This is a genomic window from Nocardia sp. NPDC056100 (assembly GCF_042266325.1).
GTDB lineage: Bacteria > Actinomycetota > Actinomycetes > Mycobacteriales > Mycobacteriaceae > Nocardia.
The window spans coordinates 381,264-398,384 of the sequence record NZ_JBHJVY010000008.1; the positions used below are offsets into that span (position 1 = coordinate 381,264).

A 17,121-nucleotide genomic window follows, 5' to 3' on the forward strand; every position below is an offset into this window, starting at 1 on the left:
AGATGGCAAATCTTCTGGGAGGCAGAGCGTGCGATCGACAATCCAATCAAAAGGTAAAGCGGTGCAAAAAAGCCGCATATTCACGACCGTGGGGGCGGTGCTCGTAATCAGCACATCGGCATTGCTCATGACGGCGTGTAATGACAAGGACACCAAGGCCGGGCCGACCAGTTCGCAAATCGCGCAGCCGATGGGCACCGGCCAGCCCGGCGGCGGCAGCCCGGGCGGCACCTCCACCAACGGTCAGGCCACCGTCCGCACCGTCGGCAAGACCGGCTGGTACGAGGGCTTCGACATCACGGTGGACAAGGCGACCGTCATCCCGGACGAGTTCGGCGGGGCCAAGATCCGCATCGACATCACCTACAAGAACAACACCACCGATAACAAGACCCTGAGCGTCGTGCCGACGTTGCAGGTGGGCAATGAGATCGACGCCGGGGCAGGCTTCGACAATCCGGCCGTGCCCGGAAAGGGTTCGGCCACCGGCAATGTCACCACCACGGTGAAGAAGCTGTCCGACGCCCAGCATCTGCTGGACACCATCAAGGTCATCTACGGCACCGCCGCCGAGAATCAGACCACCATCCCGCTGTCCGCCGACGGCAAGGTCGAGAGCGTCAAGCCCAAGGAATTGAGCGTCTCGGGCACCCTGGTACAGGATCAGACGACGATCCAAATCACCGGCGGCACACTGAGTCCCAGTTACAGCAAGGGCGAGAACGGGAAGATGGATCTCGCGCTGCACGTCAAAATCATTGGCGGATCGGGTATTTCCGATGGCGGCTCGAATATCTTCTACGAATACTTCAGTGTGAAAACACCGGACGGCCAGAATCTGCCCGCCGATATTCGCGGACCCATCAACGAGTTGCTCGAACGCAATCAAACCATCGACAACGCAAAGAATTTCGCGATTTTCGTGGTGCCCTCCCCCGGCACCGGAACCTATGTGGTGACCTACGACGCCAAGAAGGGCGAAGGCACCGCGCCGACGTTCTCCTTCACCGTCAGCTGATCCGGGCGCGGCGCACGGTCCGGCCGTCTGCCACCGCGACCACCAGTGTGCGGGTCTCGGGGGTGTGCGCCCACCAGCGGTGAGCCACACCCGCCACGCAGTAGTAACTGTCGCCGGTGGCGAGGACGATCTCCTCGCCACCGGCGATCACCGTGATGGTTCCGGCCACCACGTGGATCAATTCGTCATTGCCGTGCGCGAATTCGCGGTCACCGCGTTCGGTGCCGCCGGTGAACTCCAGGGCGCGCAGATCCCGCGCGCCGTGCACGAGCGAGCGCACCGAGCCGTCGCCGCCGTGCTCGGCCTGCGCCAGCGCGGTGTCATCGGCGGCCCGCACCACCGTCGCGGTGGGAGCGCTGTCGGCGGCAGCAAGCAGTTCGGTGGCGGTGGTGCCCAGCGCGTCGGCGATGCGCTGGAGCGACCGCAGACTGGTATTGGTGCGACCGTTCTCCAGCTGGCTCAGGAACGATTGCGAGAGTTCGGTATGCGCCGCGAGCTGGGCCAGCGTCAGCCCGGCCGCGCGCCTGCGGCGATGGATGACATCACGCAGACCGGAATCGGATCCCGCCACACTCTCGCCGCTCACATCGCCCTCTCGTCGGTATCCGAACCGCCTCATTGTCGGCCCCGCACGGACGATCGCACGGGTTTGCCTCACCGTGAGCAGAAGGCTTCTGCCGAGCGCCGTCGTACTGAATATTCAGTATCACTAAATATTCAGGAGGTTGTTCGGTGGAGCAGAACACGCTCAAACGTCGGGGTACGGGTCTGATCGGCAGCGATCGCGAACTGGCCTCGCCCGGGTACACGCTGTACGCGCCGCTGGCCGGCAACGGCATCGTCGATCTGGTCGACCTGGACGGCGAGCTCGCGCACCGGTGGACACTGCCGTACCGGCCGGGCAGGCATGCCCGGCTGCTGCCCGACGGCGTGCTCGCCTACAACGGGGCGACCCTGAATATCGCGCCGCTGTTCGCCATGTGGCGCAAGTACAGTGGCGGCTCGATGGGCCGGTACGACGCACAGGGCGTGCTGCTCAACGAGATTCGCGACGACTACCAGCACCACGACGCGCATCACTACGACGACGGCCGCGTGCTGTACACCGCCGTGGAACCGCTCCGCGCGGCGGATGCGGCGCGCATCCAGGGCGGTGTCCCCGGCACCGAGGCCGACGGGATCGTCTGGTCCGATGTCATCAGGGAGGCCGCCCCCGACGGCACTTCGCTGTGGGAATGGCGAGCGGTCGAACACCTCGATCCCGCCGAATTCGGCTTGCAGCCGCACTATTGGCGCGAGCACTGGCCGCTGATCAACAGCGTGTACCCCCTCGATGAGCACACCGTGGTCGCCAGCCTGCGCAGCGTTTCGGCGGTGATCACCATCGATCGGCGCACCGGGAAGGCCACCACGCTGGCCGATCGCGCCAGCCTGGCGCAGCAGCATCACGCCACCCCGGTCGGGGACGGGCGGATTCTGGTGTTCGACAACGGCACCTTCCGCACCGGGGAATCGGTGACCTACAGCCGGGTCGTCGAAATCGACACCGCCACCGGCGATATCGCGTGGAGCTATCAGGATTCGCCGCGCGAGGCGTTCTTCACCCCGTTCATGGGCGGGGCGCAGCGGCTGCCCAATGGCAATACCCTGATCACCGAGGCGGCCTTCGGGCGCATCTTCGAGGTGACGCCGGAGCGGCGGATCGTCTGGGAGTACGTGGTGCCGTCCTTCACCGAATACCCGGATCCGGATACCGCGGCGGTGTTCCCCGGCATCTCCAATGCCATCTTCCGCGCCTACCGCTACCGCGGCGAGGACATCCCCTGGCTCGGTGCGCTGTGAGTGTTACCGCCGTGCGGCCGGATTCGGCTGTCGACGAGGTGCCGCCGCCGGGGCGTGCGTTCACCGCCGCGCTACAGCACCTGGCGGTCATGGTCGCCATGCCGATCACCTCGGTGCTGTTGATCGCGCACAGCCTGCGACTCGATGACGGTCAGGCGCGCGCACTGCTCTGCGCCACCCTGCTTTTCAGCGGTATCGGCACGATTCTGCAATCCAGCGGGCGGTTTTCGCTGGGCGCGGGACTGCCGTTCGTCATGCTGCCGGGCGGGGCGGCGGTGGTGCTGTTCATTCAGATCGCGCAGGAGTCCGATGCGGCGACGGCCAGCGGTGCGGTGATCATCACCGCGCTGGCCGGAATCGTGCTGGTGCCGGTGGCGCGGCGGCTGGTGACCCGGTTGCCGATGGTGGTCATGGCGAGCATGGTGCTGGTGATCGGGGTCAACCTGGTCAAGGTCGCGGGCAATCTCATTGTCGGCGAACAGCCTTCGCGGACCGCGGTGGCGCTGGCCGGGGTGACCGTGGTGAGCACCGTGGTGGCGCACCGGTTCCTGCCGCGGGCGTGGCGACGGGTATCGGTGCTGCTCGGCATGATCGCGGGCTGCCTGGTGGCGGCCGCGCTGGGGCAATTCCATCTGCAATCGGGATCCGAGGTCGCGCAGCTGCCGCGGTTGTTCCTCTTCGGCACACCGCATTTCGACTTCCTGGCGGCCGTACCGCTGCTGGTCTTCAGCATCGGTTCGATGGCCGAGGCGACCGGGCAGACCGTGCTGAACGCCAAGATCATCGGCAAGGAGATCGATACCGGCGTGACCACCGGGCGCACCATTCGCGGTGACGCGGTGACCTCGCTGCTGGGCGGACTGTTCGGCGGCGCGACCATGGTGACCAGCGGTGAGAATGTCGGGCTGCTGCGGCTGACCGGGGTGCGCAGCCGGTACGTCACCATGCTGACCGGTGCGCTGCTGGTCATTGCCGCCTTCGTGGCTCCCATTGGGCGACTGGTGAATTCACTGCCGGGACCGGTGGTGGGCGGTACCGCCGCCATTGTGTTCGCCATGATCATCGCGGCGGCCATCGGCATGTTCCGGCAGGTCGATCTGGATTCCGATGCCGCGCTCATCACCGCGACCGCCGCGCTCACCGCCGGACTGCTGCCGATTCTGGTGCCCGGGCTCTACAAGAGCTTTCCGTCGGATCTGCGGCTGCTGCTCGGCAGCGGGGTGACCATGTCCGCCATTACCGGAGTGCTGGTACACCTGCTGTTCAGCCGCCGTACACCGGCCGCGGCACCCTCGCCATAACTGGAGATCTCACAACTGGAGGGGGATACCGGGGATTCGGTACTGTGTGGGCGGATCAGGGGAGAAACAATGCGACTCATCTCGGTATCGGCGGCTGCCCTCGGCGCGGGTGTGCTGCTGGCCCTCACCGCCACACCCGCGAATGCCGAACGCGGAGACGATCATCCGGGCTCCTGCCTGGTGGTGGCGAATCACAGCGGGGGGCCGCTCACGCTCACCCTGAAATATCCCGAGGTGTCCGGCACCTGGAATTACGACGACAATGAGCAGCCCACGGTGGTCGCCGATGAGGCGAATTCGATCATCACCTCGCCGAACGGGTTCTGGGAGGTGCGCCTCGACAAGGAGGTCCCCCGGGACTGGACCTACGACGCCGAGCAGAACTCCGGTCAGGGCTGCAATGGCTCCTGGCTGCTCACCGTGAACAAATAATTCGGGAGGCGGCGGGCCACCGGCTATCGGTAGCCTCGGGGGCGGCAAAAGCCGGGGGTGGAATCGATCCGCGCCCCGGTGCGTGAACGGCAGTGACGTCGGCGGCTGTACGCCGGTGGATGGGGGACGATTCCGATTACGGCACGGGGAATTTCGCTATGGGGTGGGGCAGGCGGCGACCGACCGGGCGGGCCGGGGCCGATCGGACCGCAACGGATCAGGCTGATCGGACTCCTCGCGGGCGTACTGGGCATTCTGCTGGCGGTGCTGACACCGCTGCTACCGGTGCGCCAGGACCGCGCGAGCCTGGATTGGCCGCAGCCACAGTCGATCCAGCTCACCGCGCCCCTGGTGGATTACGTCCCCCTCGCCCTGGATGTGAGCATCCCCTGCACCGCCCTGCGTGACCTCACCACCGGCACCGTGCTGGCAACGGTCCCGCCCAAATCCCAGGGCGCGACGGCGAAGGGCCTGCTGGCTCGCATCGAGGACAAGAACGGCTCCGGCCGCACCCTCTCGGTCCTGCTCCGCGATACCCCGCTCCTCACGGTGCCGCTGACCGAGATATCCACGGCCGCGCCGATATTCGACCCGAATCCGCCGACCACCGCTCGCAGCCAACCCCCTGCCACCGGGCCACCCGGCGGCAATCAGCCGGTCGGGGGCAACACACCTCCATCTGGGTCCACCCCTCCCCCGGGCAGCACACCTCCGCCGGGCGCAACACCTCCGCCAGGTTCGACACCACCGCCGGGTGCGACTCCCCCGCCAGGTTCGACACCACCGCCGGGTGCGACTCCCCCGCCGGGATCGACACCACCGCCAGGTGCGACTCCGCCTCCGGGCAGTACTCCACCGCCGGGATCGACCCCGCCCCCGGGCAGCACACCGCCACCCGGCAGTACGCCGCCTGCGGATTCCACTCCGCCAGCTGGAAATACACCCTCGAACCCGGGCACGGATCCGGGCACCAACTCGGTGATCGGCAGCGGTGCGGGCCCGGCGGCGAATCAGGAGACGTCACCGCCTCCCAATTGCGTTGCGCTGGTCGTACATTCGACGTCCGGGGCGACCACGGTGGAGCTCACCGGACTGAATCGCAAGGACGGGACGCCGTATCGGACCACGGTCGAGAAGGATGTGCGCCCGCAGATCGTCGGCGTCTACACGGATTTGGATCGGGCGCGACTGACCGATGCGCGGCTGCACGCCGAGATCGATTCGCGGTTCTCGTCGAGTCCGAGCGCGCTCAAGCTAGCCGCGATCGTGGGTGCGGTGCTGTGCACGCTGATCGCGCTGGCCTGTCTGCACCTGCTTGACTCCGCCGACGGGCGCAGGGCGCGCCGGTTCCTGCCCGCCCGCTGGTGGCGATTCGGCCGGGTGGACGGCGTGGTGATCGCGGTGCTGGCGCTGTGGCATGTGATCGGGGCCAACACTTCCGACGACGGCTACATCCTCACCATGGCCCGGGCCTCCAAGCACGCCGGATACACCGCCAACTACTACCGCTGGTTCCAGGTCGCGGAGGCCCCCTTCGGCTGGCCGTACGAAATCCTCGCCCAGCTGATCAGATTCACCGACGCCAGCCTCTGGTTGCGCCTGCCATCCCTGCTCGCGGGCATACTGTGCTGGCTGGTCATCAGCCGAGAAGTGCTGCCCCGCCTCGGTTCCCGCGTCCGCGCGCACGCGGCCGCCCGCTGGACCGCCGCGCTGATCTTCCTGGCCATCTGGCTCCCCTACAACAACGGCCTGCGCCCCGAACCCCTGATCGCCCTGGGCGCTCTGCTCACCTGGTGCTCGATGGAGCGCGCCATAGCCACCCGCCGCCTACTCCCCGCCGCCATAGCGGTCCTGATCGCGGCCTTCTCCCTCGCCGCCGGTCCCAGCGGCCTGATCTGCGTAGCCGCCCTGATCGCCGGTTCCCGCTCGGTCATCCGCACCGTAATCGCCCGCGCCCGAACCGATTCCGGTCGCATCGCGGCGGGTCGCGCGCCGCTCGCGTCGCGCGGCGGCCAGCTCGATGCGAAGGCACAGGTCGAGGACCACTCCAACCGGCGCGACATCGCCCCGGCCCGAACCCATTTCGGCCGTGGTCTGTTGCGATATGGCGCGTTGGTGGCACCTATGGTGGCGGCCGGGGTGCTGGTGCTCGTTGTGGTGTTCGCGGATCAGACGATTGCGTCGGTGCTCGAGGCGACGCGGGTTCGGACGCTGGTGGGGCCGAATCTGGGGTGGTCGGATGAGCCGACGCGGTGGGAATCGCTGTTGTCGCTGACTCCGGATGGGTCGCTGGCCAGGCGGTTCGGGATTCTCGGAATGCTGCTGTGCCTGGTGGTGTCCGTACTGGTGGCGCGAGGTCGCGGGTTCCGGATTCCGGATACCGCGCGCGGGCCGGTGGCGCGGGTGCTCGGCATTGTGGTCATGGCGCTGCTGTTGATGATGTTCACGCCGACCAAGTGGACGCATCACTTCGGGGTGTACGCGGGGCTTGCCGCCGCGTTGGCGGCGATCACCACGGTCGCGTTGAGCGGCAACAGGGTTCGTGCGCCGTATCGGCGATGGCTGTTCGGTGCGGGGGTGCTGTTCCTACTCGCCGTCACTTTCACCGGGTCCAATGGTTGGTGGTATGTCTCCGGGTACGGGGTGTCGTGGCCGGATCGCGCGCCGGTGCTGGGCGGGATGAGTATCGCCACCATTTTCCTGGCGCTCGCGACGTTGAGCCTGGTGGTGGCGGGGTTGAAGTACTATCGCGATCCGCTCGGAACCGCCTCTACCACCGGGCGTTTCGATCGGATCAGGCCGTTGACGGTGGCGGCGGCCGCACTGGTGCTGTTCGAGGTGGCTTCCATGGCGCAGGCCGCGTACGCGCGATATCCGGCGTATTCGGTGGCGCTGTCGAATCTGCGCACGCTCACGGGCAAGGACTGCGCGCTGGCGGATGACGTACTGGTGGAGACTGATACGCCCGGTTCGGTGCTGGAGCCGTACAGTGGCAAACCCGCCGACGGGCTCGCCGCCGAGAACACCGGTTTCACCGCGAATGGCGCCGGCGATCTCATACCGGACGGACCGGGCGGTAAGCAATCCGGACCGCCCTCGGGCAGTGGACCTTCCGGCGGCGGACCTTCCGGAAGCGGTCCGGGCGGTGGCGGTCCGAGCGGTGGCCCGGGCGGTCCGGGCGCACACGGCGGTCCGCCGCCCGGTGGACCCGGCGGGTCCACCACCGAGACCGGAATCAATGGCAGCACAGTCGCTCTACCGTTCGGGCTGGATGCCGCGCGCACGCCGATACTCGGCAGTTACACCAGCGGCGACAGGCAGCCCGCGCATCTGACCACGCAGTGGTATCGCATGGATCTCGCTGCGGTGCAGAAGGATTCCGCATACCGCGTGCTGGTGTTGACGGTCGCGGGCCGAATCGCCGCGACGGATGACACTGGCCATCACGTCGACGGTCAGCAATTGCGCGTGGAATTCGCGCATCGCGCCGAGGACGGCACCGTCACCCCGCTGGGTGATCTGGTCCCGCCCGGTGTCGGCGGTGCGCCCATGTGGCGGAATCTGCCGATCGCGCTGGATCGAATTCCCGCGCAGACCAATGCGATTCGCCTGGTCGCCAAGGTCGATGATCTCACCGATAAGCAGTGGCTGGCGGTGACGCCGCCGCGCCTGCCCAAACTGGCGACTCTCAACACCGTCGTCGGCAAGTCCGAGCCGGTGCTGACGGATTTCCATGTGGGACTGGCCTTCCCATGCCAACAGCCGCTCAATCACCTGGACGGCGTCGGGGAACTGCCGGGCTGGCGCATCCTGCCGGATAAGCTCAACTCCCAGGTCTCGACCTCATGGCAGGGTGATTCCGGTGGCGGCCCACTGGGCTGGATCGATCTGCTGCTGACCCCGCGCACGGTCCCGTCCTATCTGGACCACGACTGGACCCGCGACTGGGGCGAGCTACAGCGCTATCAGTTCGCCGCCAATGCCCGTGCGCCGCAGGCGGATATCACGGTGCGCGTCGAAAACCGCTGGGGCTGGGTCGATGACGCCCCGATCAAGACCGAGTAACACGCTCGAATAGCCGAAAAGGTCCGCCGCACTCCGAATCCCGGACTGCGGCGGACCTTTTCAACCGTGCCTACTTCTGCGGCGGCGCACCGCCACCCGGCGGCGGCTGCTGCCCGTCACCGGGCGGCTGCTGTCCGCCCGGAGGCTGCTGCCCCGCGGGCAGCGGCTTGCCGATGTGCTGCGCGATATCGGGCAGCATGCGGTTGGCCACCTGCTCCCACTGTCCCCAGTTGTGCACACCGATGCTCGGGAAGTCGTAGGTGACATTGTCGTATCCGAGCCCCTGCAACCGCGACTGGAACGCCTTGGTATTGGCGAGCGCGATCCCCTCCAGCGGCATGCCCTGGATGACGGCGTCCACCGAGGACAGATCCTGTTGCGCCGGAACGGCACTGCCCGCGGCGATGTACAGCCGGATGTTATTGGTGATCAGCGTCGGCGCGAAACCGACGGCGTCCTGTCGCTCCCAGGCCGGGCTGCCCGCCGCCGCCATGGAGTCGATGTTGTAGCCGCCCGCGGCGATCATGGCCAGCCGCAACGCTTCTCGCATGCCCGGCGCGGACGAATGCAGATAACCCGAGAGCGATCCGGCGTACACGAATTGATCCGGATGGTAGGCCGCCAGCACCACCGCGGCGCTGCCGCCGCTGGAGAGCCCGAAGACGCCATTGCGACTATCGCTGAACCCCAGCCGATTTCGCAGCGCGTCGCGCAGCTCGTGGGTGAGGAAGGTTTCCCATTTGTAGGTGTTGGTCTTGCCCTGCGTCTCATCCCAGCCCGCGATGGCCGATCCGGAGTCGCGCCCGGGCAGCAGCGACGCATCGGGGTTGACGCCGCCGAAGCTGCTCGGCTCATTCCAGTCCGCGTAGAAACTGGATTCGCCGCCGACCGGCATCACCACATTGATATTGAACTTGGCCAGTGCCGCCGGAATGCTGGTGTGCAGCTCCCAGCCGTTCAGATCGTTCTGCGCGCGTTCCCCGTCGAGCAGGTACACCACCCGATCGGTATTGCCGTCCGCGGCGCGAATGATCCGGGTGTTGATCGCGCCCATGGCGGAGTCGACCGAGAAGTCGAACGCCGCCGGATCACGTTCCGCCACAGCGGGTCCCGCCACTACCACCGACGCCCCGAACGGTAGTAGTGCGACCGCGACGGCACCTACAACGGTCCGCCTGCCCCACCCACCCCGGGATCTGTGTCGGCGCTCCCGCGCCCCTCGCACAGCGAAGCCACCCATATCCTGTTATGCCCTTCCGCAATGCGGCCCTACTCGACCGCTCCCCACACCGCCCCGCCATACCGAACAACGGCGCGGCCCATATCGCCGAGCAGCATAACGCGCCCCCGCACCCCCGTCCCCACGAAATCCACCGGGCACAGACCCGGCCAAATGATCACGGGGCAATGGTGAAGGCGAGGCTGCGGCCGCGCGCGTCCAGGCGGCCGTCACCCCAGCTGGCGCCGCCGTAGCCGTCGACTTCGATGGCGTACTCCCCGGCCGGCAGGGTGCCGGGTAGGCGCACCGTCGCCCAGGGGTGGCCGTCGACGAGTTCGAGGTAGGTGCGCTCGGCCCCGATTGCCAACGGCACCAGGAAGATTCGCGCGTATTCGAGTGTCATGTGCGCGGCTGTCGCACTGGCGGGCGACCAGCCGATTCCGACCTCGCGGGTATCCGCCTCGAATTCCACGGTGACCCGCAGCCGCGCCTGCCCCTCCAGTCCCGCCTGATAGCCCACGACATCCTCCTCGACCGCCTGCCCGGTGCACCGCGAGTGGCGGCGCGATCGGGCATGCTCTGTCTTCCAGGCTGGCATGAAGAGTTCGGGCGGGCAACGCGGCGTACCCGGCCGGGCCGGACGCCGGTCAGGCGGGCAGCCGGGTGCCGGTGAGCCGCTCGGCCAGTGCCCACAGTTCGGTATTGGTCTCGCGATCCCGGGCGCGACGCGTGATGGTGGCGGTTCCGGTGGGGCCGACCAGTCCGAATCGTCCTGTGGGGCCGTAGTATTCACCATTTCGCGCACCGGGATCGGCGGCGGCGTAGAGCAGCGGTTCGGCACCCTGTTCGGCCTCTTGCGAAGGCAGGAAGCCGAGATTGTTGAGCCAGCCGCGCGCGGGCTTCTCGCGCCCGAGACTGGCGCCGGCGGTTTGCAGATTGGTGCGGGTGTAGCCGGGGTGGGCGGCGGCGCTGAGCAGGTTCCAGCCGCGCTGCTCGGCGACCTCGGCCAGGCGCAGCGACAGGATCAGGTCGGCGAGCTTGGATTGCGCGTAGGAGCGGTTCGGGCTGTAGCGGCGCTCCCACTGCGGATCATCGAAGTTGATGCGGCCGAAGTTCGCGGTGCCGCTGCTCATGGTCGCCACGCGCGGACGTTCGGCGCGCAACAGCAGCGGAAGCAGGCGCATGGTGAGTGCGAAGGGGCCGAGAAAGTTGCTGCCGAACTGCAATTCGAAGCCGTCGGCGGTGGTGTGCCGGTCCGGCGGTGCCATCACACCGGCATTGTTGACCAGTACATCGAGCGGTGTGCCCGCGGCGGTGAGCTCATCGGCGAAGGACCCTACCGAGGCGAGGTCGGCAAGGTCGATCCGCCGCACCTCGAGCTTCGCCCCCGGATGCCGCGCGAGGATTTCCGCCTTGGCCGCCTCACCCTTGGCCGGGGTGCGCACGGCCATGATCACCTGTGCGCCCGCGGCTGCGAGCCGTGCCGCCGCTTCCTTGCCGGTGCCACTGTTGGCCCCCGTGACGACAATGGTCTTACCGGTCTGATCAGGCACTTCGTACATGGTGAGCTCCTTCGGCGGATTTAGAGACCATCGGTCTCTTGCATGATTCGAGGTTAAGAGACCACCGGTTCGTTGTCAATAGACCGGTGGTCTGAAATACTCGGGGCATGGTCCACTTCCAACGAGCCCGCAACGATGAGCAGCGCGAACTACGCCGCCGCGCCATCCTCGACACGGCCGCCGCCATGCTCGCCGAAATGCCGGTGGTGGACGTCGGGCTCAATGAACTGGCCCGCCGCGTCGGCCTGGCCAAGTCGAATGTGCTGCGCTACTTCGAATCCCGCGAGGCGGTACTGCTCCAGCTGCTGGATCTGCGCTATCGCGAATGGATCGGCACCGTGACCCCGCTGCTCGCCGATCACACCGGTGACCTGCGCACCCGCCGCACCCGCCTGGTCACCGCGTTCGTCTCGACCCTCGCGGGCGAACCGGTGCTGTGCGATCTGTTCAACGCCCAGGCCGCCATCCTCGAGCGCAATATCTCGCCCGAGGTGGCGGCCGATTACAAACGCACGTCACTGGGAGCCACCGCCGAACTGATGGCACCCGTCGACCACCTGATCCCGGAGTTCGGCCCCGAATCGGCCCTGAAATTCTGTGCGGCGGCACTGCTTTCGGCGGGCGCGCTGTGGAGTCACAGTCATCCGGCCCCCGCCATGCTCGCCGCCTACGAAGCGCATCCGGATCTGGCGGCCCTGCGGCTCGACTTCGTCCCCACGCTCACCGATCTGCTCACCGTGCTCGCCCGGGGGCTGCTGGCCCCGGACTGATCACGGGCGCTGATATTCGGCGCTGCGCCAGCCAGGCGGCGGATCCTCGCCGACGCGGCCGTCGACGGCTTCGCGGATCAGGTCGGCGTGGCCGGTGTGGCGGCCGTACTCCTCGATGAGGTCGCAGAGCAGACGGCGCAGGCTGAGGTGGTCGCCGTCCCAGTTGAGGTGGACGGATTGGTCGAGACCGCCCGCGGTGAGGGCGGCGGCGAGAGTCGCCCGGGATCGCTCGATGGTCCGATCCCAGAGGGCGTAGAGCTGTTCGGGGGTGTCGGCGGCGGCCGATTCGAAGTCCCAGTCTGGGGCGGTCTTCCAGTCGACCGTGTCCCAGGGCGGACTCACCGGCGCTCCGGACAGTTTGGCGGTGAACATCTCGTCCTCGGCCCGGGCGAGGTGTTTGAGCAGACCGCCGAGGGTGAGCGCGGAGGCTCCGATGCGGACGGCCAGCCCGGCGGAGTCGAGATCGTCGGTCTTCCAGCGGAAGGTGGTGCGCAGGCGTTCCAGCGCGCCGATGAGCTGCTCGGCCTCGGTCCCGGCCAGCGGCGGCTCCCAGGGAGTAGCGCTCGATGTCATAGGGCCACGCTAGCCTCGGGCGCATGGGGTTGGCAGTGGCAACACACGCGTTGGCTTACGCGCTGGAACATGATGAAGAGCATGCCGAAGCGCTGCGCGAGCAGCTGCACGCGCTGAACGAACTGCTCGCGGCCGAGGGGCTGGCACCCCATGATGAGCCCGCCGTCCACGGCCCGGCGACGGCCCGCGATCGACTGGGCGGGTTCCCCTACAGCTTCGTGCATTATCTGCGGCGCGCGTACGCCCGAGCGCTGGAGCACCCCGAAGCTCCGCTGACACCCGTTGCCGCGGGCGAGGATCCGACCGCGGACGAGGCGCTGGACCGTGTCATGTACACCTTCGAATCGCACCTGATCTGCCATTCGGACTGCGAGGGCTTCTACGTCCCGGCCGATTTCGAGGAGGTGCTCTTCCCCGATGCCGCACTGGAGATCCCGGGCGGCATGGTCGGCTCCAGCGCCGCCCTGCAGCGCGAACTCGTCTATGTCGCACCGTATCTCGGCATCACCCTGGTCGACGGCGAGCTATCGGACGCGGAGATAGCCAAGTTCGCGGAGGACGAGGACGAGCATCCCCTCTACCGCGAACGCGAAACCTGGCTGGTGCTGTTCGAGCAGGCACGCGTCTCGATGGCAAACCGCACCCTGATCACCTTCTGCTGAAACCGGTTCAGCCGACCGCTTTACGCACGAGTTCGGCCAGGCGCTTTTCATCGGCGGCGGTCAGTTTCGTGAGCCCGAACGCGGTCGGCCACATGGAGCCGTCGTCGATCTTCGCCTCATCACTGAAACCCAAAGTGGCATAGCGGGTTTTGAACTTGGCGGCGGCCTGGAAGAAGCAGACGACCTTGCCGTTCAGGGCGTAGGCGGGCTGGCCGTACCAGAGTTTGGCCGTCAGCGCGGGCGCGTTCTCGGTGATGACGGCGTGTACACGCTCGGCCAGTACGCGGTCGGCCGCGGGCATCTCGGCGATCGTCGCCAGCACATCGGCCAGCGGATCCTTCTTGCCGCGACCCGAGGCCGCCTTCAACTCCTTGGCGCGATCCTTCATGGCCTCGCGTTCCTCGGCCGAGAATCCCTCGTAGCTCTTCTTCGTCGCGGCCATTTCGGTCCTCCTCCAGTGGTCTGATCTGGGCATTTCCCATGCTAGGGGGCGGGCGGGGCGCAAAGCTTCTTCAAACCTGATCGATCGACGCGCGTCGGGATGGGTTACGCTGCGGGCATGTCCATCAGCGTTCGTCTCGCTCCCGGTTGCCGCCCGCGCGGCTGCCGTGCGCCTGCGCGACGGGTGCTGGGGCGACGGGTGCGGTATGTGATCGGTTCCGAACCCGGGCAGGTCAATGGAATGCGATGGCTCAACGCGTCGCGTGCCGGGCGGGGTGTCTGAGGGAGCGTTCGCTCCCGGTTCCGCCCTCTCCTTTTCGAGGGTGTCAACGGTTGTCGAGCCGTCGGCGTCGGCGCGCGCATACGCGTTCTCGTGACCCATTCCGAGCCTGCCGACCGGGGCATACGCCCCAGGAGACCGAACCATGACCACACAATTCTTCGTTCCGGACCTCGATGGCCGAACGCCCGACGCCGAAGGTTATTTCGGCGCTTTCGGCGGCAAATTCATTCCCGAGGCGCTGGTCGCCGCGGTGGAAGAGGTGGCGGCCGAATATGAGAAAGCCAAGGTGGACCCCGCTTTTCTCGCGGAGTTCGATGAACTGCTCGCCGATTACGCGGGACGGCCGACCGCGCTGACCGAGGTGCCGCGATTCGCGGAGCACGCGGGCGGGGCGCGGATCTTCCTCAAGCGCGAGGATCTGAACCACACCGGTTCGCACAAGATCAACAATGTGCTGGGCCAGGCCCTGCTCACCAAGCGCATGGGCAAGCGCCGCGTCATCGCCGAGACCGGGGCCGGATCGCACGGTGTCGCCACCGCCACCGCCTGCGCGCTGTTCGGGCTCGAATGCGTCATCTACATGGGCGAAGTCGACACCCAGCGGCAGGCGCTCAATGTGGCGCGCATGAAAATGCTTGGCGCGGAGGTGATTCCGGTGCTGTCCGGGGCACGAACGCTCAAGGACGCCATCAACGAGACGTTCCGGGACTGGGTCGCCAATGCAGCCAGCACGCACTACATTTTCGGGACGGTCGCGGGACCGCATCCCTTTCCGGCCATGATCCGCGACTTTCAGCGCGTCATCGGCGTGGAGTCGAAGGCCCAGATCCTCAGGCGGGCAGGGCGATTGCCGGATGCGGCGATCGCCTGCGTCGGCGGCGGATCGAATGCGATCGGGCTCTTCCACCCCTTCCTCGACGATGCCGGGGTGCGCCTGATCGGTTGCGAGGCGGCCGGTCACGGTATCGAGACCGGTGAGCACGCGGCCACGCTGTCGGCGGGCGAGCCCGGCATCCTGCACGGTTCGCGCTCGTACGTGCTCCAGGACGACGAGGGTCAGATCACCGAACCCTGTTCCATCTCAGCGGGTCTGGATTATCCGGGCATAGGACCGGAGCACGCGCATCTGCACGATATCGGCCGCGCGGAGTACCTTCCCATCACCGACGACGCCGCCATGCAGGCATTTCGGCTGCTGTCCGCCACCGAGGGCATCATCCCCGCCATCGAGAGCGCGCACGCGCTCGCGGGTGCGCTCGAGGTCGGCCGCGCACTCGGCCCGGACGGATTGATCCTGGTCAACCTCTCCGGTCGCGGCGATAAGGATATGGACACCGCCACCAAGTATTTCGCACAGTCGGAGGATGCCAAGTGAGCGGGAACACGCAACTGCTGAGCGATACGCTCGCCCGCGCCGCCCGGGAGAACCGGGCCGCGCTCATCGGATATCTGCCCGCCGGGTTTCCGACCGTCGACGGCGGTATCGCCGCGATCAAGGCGGTGCTGGACAGCGGGGCCGATGTGATGGAAATCGGCCTGCCGCACAGTGATCCGGTCATCGACGGTCCCGTCATCCAGGCGGCCGACGATATCGCGCTGCGCGGCGGCGTCCGCATCAAGGATGTGCTGCGCACGGTGCGCGAGGCATTCGAGGCGACCGGGAAACCGGTACTGGTGATGAGCTACTGGAATCCCATCCAGCGCTACGGGATCGAGCGATTCACCGCCGAACTCGCCGCGGCGGGCGGTGCGGGCGCGATCCTGCCCGATCTGCCGGTGCAGGAGTCCGCGGTGTGGCGCGAGCATGCCGAACGGCAGGGTCTGGCAACGGTTTTCGTGGTCGCGCCGAGCAGCCGCAATGATCGGCTCGCCGAAATCACCGCGGCCGGATCGGGTTTCGTCTACGCCTCGGCGCTGATGGGCGTCACCGGCACCCGGCAGTCCGTCGGCACGGCGGCGAACACCCTGGTGCAGCGCACCAAGGCCACCACCGAACTGCCGGTCTGCGTCGGCATCGGCATCTCCACACCCGCCCAGGCGGCTGATGTCGCGACCTTCGCCGATGGCGTGATCGTCGGTACCGCGCTGGTCAAGACGCTGCTCGACGCGGCCGATCTGGATAGCGGAATCACCGCCGCCCGGGAACTCACCGCCGCGCTCGCGGAGGGGGTGCGCAGACGCTGACGGCTCAGTGCGCGCCCAGGAAGGGAGCCACCGCGGTCCACCAGCCGTACACCGTGTCCACGAGCAGTCCGACGGCCAGGCCGGAGAGCACCGACAGGATATTGGGGTCCATGCTCTCCAGCCTAGTCCGGGGCTTCACACGGTCCAGTCGGGCCTTCGTGCGGCAACACTCGGGGCCTTCATGCGGCACAGTCCGAGCTTGTTTCGGACACTCGGTGCTTCGTGCGGCACGGTGCGGCGAACTCTGGTTGTATGCCCCGCATGGCATTGCATATGAGCCCGGACGGAGACTGGCACATCGGTGACAACCCACTCGATTTGGATGCGTTTCTGCACGAAATCGGCGCGGAAGGCTATGCGATCCACGAGACCAGACACTCGCTCTGCGTTAACTGCGGGTCCACTGTTTTCGGCATATCGGGCGATCCCGACCAGGGTGCCATTCGCCGCGATTGCCGCGGTTGCGGCGCAGGGCATTTCGTCGCCGGATGCGATGACGATTGGTCCGACGACCATACCGATGCGGTGGTATGCGTATGCGGCGAAAAGGATTTCAATATCGCCGTCGGCTATTCGCTGTACGCCGAGCGCACCGGAATTCGCGCGCTGACCACCGCCGAGCGCTGTCTGTCCTGCGGGCGCATCGAATCGTTCACCGGCTGGATGGTGCGGGGAGGCGCACTGCACCTGCTCGATCTGGCCTGAGCCCGAACACGAAACCGGTTGCGGTGGCGGCGGAACGAACGCCACCGCACCCTCCGGTCGGCGC

At 67.2% G+C, this 17,121-nt stretch carries 18 protein-coding genes; 11 read left to right on the forward strand and 7 right to left on the reverse strand.

Going from position 1 to position 17,121, the window contains the following annotated elements:
* Positions 1 to 97 precede the first annotated feature (97 nt).
* The gene (locus tag ACFC0O_RS45595; protein ID WP_375968526.1) at positions 98 to 1,018 is read left to right on the forward strand and encodes a hypothetical protein; all 921 of its coding nucleotides are present in this window, start codon (positions 98 to 100) and stop codon (positions 1,016 to 1,018) included.
* Here the strand turns inward: ACFC0O_RS45595 and ACFC0O_RS45600 are convergent.
* Positions 1,011 to 1,604, reverse strand: coding sequence for a helix-turn-helix domain-containing protein (locus tag ACFC0O_RS45600; protein WP_375968527.1), 594 nt, complete (start codon positions 1,602 to 1,604; stop codon positions 1,011 to 1,013). The genes ACFC0O_RS45595 and ACFC0O_RS45600 overlap by 8 nt on opposite strands.
* 146 nt (positions 1,605 to 1,750) lie before the next feature.
* Between ACFC0O_RS45600 and ACFC0O_RS45605 the strand changes: the two genes are divergently transcribed.
* From ACFC0O_RS45605 to ACFC0O_RS45620, 4 genes are all read left to right on the forward strand, one after another.
* Positions 1,751 to 2,860, forward strand: coding sequence for an aryl-sulfate sulfotransferase (locus ACFC0O_RS45605; protein ID WP_375968528.1), 1,110 nt, complete (start codon positions 1,751 to 1,753; stop codon positions 2,858 to 2,860).
* On the forward strand, positions 2,857 to 4,161 hold the full coding sequence (locus ACFC0O_RS45610; RefSeq protein ID WP_375968529.1) for a uracil-xanthine permease family protein: 1,305 nt from the start codon (positions 2,857 to 2,859) through the stop codon (positions 4,159 to 4,161). Before ACFC0O_RS45605 ends, ACFC0O_RS45610 begins: the two co-directional genes overlap by 4 nt.
* Positions 4,162 to 4,230: 69 nt before the next feature.
* Entirely contained in the window at positions 4,231 to 4,593 is a 363-nt protein-coding gene (locus ACFC0O_RS45615) for a hypothetical protein (protein ID WP_375968530.1), read from the forward strand.
* Between the two features lie 264 nt (positions 4,594 to 4,857).
* Positions 4,858 to 8,658, forward strand: coding sequence for an arabinosyltransferase domain-containing protein (locus ACFC0O_RS45620; protein ID WP_375968531.1), 3,801 nt, complete (start codon positions 4,858 to 4,860; stop codon positions 8,656 to 8,658).
* A gap of 70 nt (positions 8,659 to 8,728) precedes the next feature.
* On the opposite strand, the gene ACFC0O_RS45625 is transcribed toward ACFC0O_RS45620, so the two are convergent.
* From ACFC0O_RS45625 to ACFC0O_RS45640, 4 genes are all read right to left on the reverse strand, one after another.
* Positions 8,729 to 9,898 (reverse strand): alpha/beta hydrolase, encoded by a 1,170-nt coding sequence (locus ACFC0O_RS45625; protein ID WP_375968532.1) that lies wholly within the window; start codon positions 9,896 to 9,898, stop codon positions 8,729 to 8,731.
* A gap of 29 nt (positions 9,899 to 9,927) precedes the next feature.
* Positions 9,928 to 10,059 (reverse strand): hypothetical protein, encoded by a 132-nt coding sequence (locus tag ACFC0O_RS45630; protein ID WP_375968533.1) that lies wholly within the window; start codon positions 10,057 to 10,059, stop codon positions 9,928 to 9,930.
* Positions 10,056 to 10,397 (reverse strand): hypothetical protein, encoded by a 342-nt coding sequence (locus ACFC0O_RS45635; protein WP_364638737.1) that lies wholly within the window; start codon positions 10,395 to 10,397, stop codon positions 10,056 to 10,058. The genes ACFC0O_RS45630 and ACFC0O_RS45635 overlap by 4 nt, the downstream gene beginning before the upstream one ends.
* 127 nt (positions 10,398 to 10,524) lie before the next feature.
* A complete protein-coding gene (locus ACFC0O_RS45640; RefSeq protein ID WP_375968534.1) occupies positions 10,525 to 11,439 on the reverse strand; it encodes an SDR family oxidoreductase in 915 nt (304 codons plus the stop codon).
* A 107-nt stretch (positions 11,440 to 11,546) separates the two neighbouring features.
* Here ACFC0O_RS45640 and ACFC0O_RS45645 point away from each other — a divergent pair, with 107 nt between their 5' ends.
* Positions 11,547 to 12,209, forward strand: coding sequence for a TetR/AcrR family transcriptional regulator (locus ACFC0O_RS45645; RefSeq protein ID WP_375968535.1), 663 nt, complete (start codon positions 11,547 to 11,549; stop codon positions 12,207 to 12,209).
* Here ACFC0O_RS45645 and ACFC0O_RS45650 read toward each other — a convergent pair whose 3' ends face one another.
* A complete protein-coding gene (locus ACFC0O_RS45650) occupies positions 12,210 to 12,782 on the reverse strand; it encodes a DUF664 domain-containing protein (protein ID WP_375968536.1) in 573 nt (190 codons plus the stop codon). It lies immediately after the preceding gene.
* 23 nt (positions 12,783 to 12,805) lie between these two features.
* Between ACFC0O_RS45650 and ACFC0O_RS45655 the strand changes: the two genes are divergently transcribed.
* Positions 12,806 to 13,444: a hypothetical protein gene (locus ACFC0O_RS45655; protein WP_375968537.1), complete on the forward strand. Its 639-nt coding sequence runs from the start codon at positions 12,806 to 12,808 to the stop codon at positions 13,442 to 13,444.
* Between the two features lie 7 nt (positions 13,445 to 13,451).
* Here the strand turns inward: ACFC0O_RS45655 and ACFC0O_RS45660 are convergent, their stop codons facing one another.
* Positions 13,452 to 13,886: an iron chaperone gene (locus ACFC0O_RS45660; RefSeq protein WP_375968538.1), complete on the reverse strand. Its 435-nt coding sequence runs from the start codon at positions 13,884 to 13,886 to the stop codon at positions 13,452 to 13,454.
* 117 nt (positions 13,887 to 14,003) lie between these two features.
* Here ACFC0O_RS45660 and trpM point away from each other — a divergent pair, with 117 nt between their 5' ends.
* From trpM to ACFC0O_RS45680, 4 genes are all read left to right on the forward strand, one after another.
* Complete coding sequence (gene trpM / locus ACFC0O_RS45665) at positions 14,004 to 14,168, forward strand: tryptophan biosynthesis modulator TrpM (RefSeq protein WP_375968539.1); 165 nt, start codon at positions 14,004 to 14,006, stop codon at positions 14,166 to 14,168.
* Between the two features lie 142 nt (positions 14,169 to 14,310).
* The gene (trpB, locus tag ACFC0O_RS45670) at positions 14,311 to 15,543 is read left to right on the forward strand and encodes a tryptophan synthase subunit beta (protein WP_375968540.1); all 1,233 of its coding nucleotides are present in this window, start codon (positions 14,311 to 14,313) and stop codon (positions 15,541 to 15,543) included.
* Complete coding sequence (trpA, locus tag ACFC0O_RS45675) at positions 15,540 to 16,352, forward strand: tryptophan synthase subunit alpha (protein WP_375968541.1); 813 nt, start codon at positions 15,540 to 15,542, stop codon at positions 16,350 to 16,352. Before trpB ends, trpA begins: the two co-directional genes overlap by 4 nt.
* A 261-nt stretch (positions 16,353 to 16,613) precedes the next feature.
* Positions 16,614 to 17,057, forward strand: coding sequence for a hypothetical protein (locus tag ACFC0O_RS45680; RefSeq protein ID WP_375968542.1), 444 nt, complete (start codon positions 16,614 to 16,616; stop codon positions 17,055 to 17,057).
* Positions 17,058 to 17,121: the final 64 nt, after the last annotated feature.

Excerpts from the sequence above, each read along its gene's own strand:
- ACFC0O_RS45615 (WP_375968530.1), top strand. The coding sequence starts at position 4,231 with ATGCGACTCATCTCGGTATCGGCGGCTGCCCTCGGCGCGGGTGTGCTG.
- ACFC0O_RS45625 (WP_375968532.1), bottom strand. The coding sequence starts at position 9,898 with ATGGGTGGCTTCGCTGTGCGAGGGGCGCGGGAGCGCCGACACAGATCC.
- ACFC0O_RS45640 (WP_375968534.1), bottom strand. The coding sequence starts at position 11,439 with ATGTACGAAGTGCCTGATCAGACCGGTAAGACCATTGTCGTCACGGGG.
- ACFC0O_RS45645 (WP_375968535.1), top strand. The coding sequence starts at position 11,547 with ATGGTCCACTTCCAACGAGCCCGCAACGATGAGCAGCGCGAACTACGC.
- ACFC0O_RS45650 (WP_375968536.1), bottom strand. The coding sequence starts at position 12,782 with ATGACATCGAGCGCTACTCCCTGGGAGCCGCCGCTGGCCGGGACCGAG.
- ACFC0O_RS45655 (WP_375968537.1), top strand. The coding sequence starts at position 12,806 with ATGGGGTTGGCAGTGGCAACACACGCGTTGGCTTACGCGCTGGAACAT.
- ACFC0O_RS45660 (WP_375968538.1), bottom strand. The coding sequence starts at position 13,886 with ATGGCCGCGACGAAGAAGAGCTACGAGGGATTCTCGGCCGAGGAACGC.
- trpM (WP_375968539.1), top strand. The coding sequence starts at position 14,004 with ATGTCCATCAGCGTTCGTCTCGCTCCCGGTTGCCGCCCGCGCGGCTGC.
- trpB (WP_375968540.1), top strand. The coding sequence starts at position 14,311 with ATGACCACACAATTCTTCGTTCCGGACCTCGATGGCCGAACGCCCGAC.
- ACFC0O_RS45680 (WP_375968542.1), top strand. The coding sequence starts at position 16,614 with ATGGCATTGCATATGAGCCCGGACGGAGACTGGCACATCGGTGACAAC.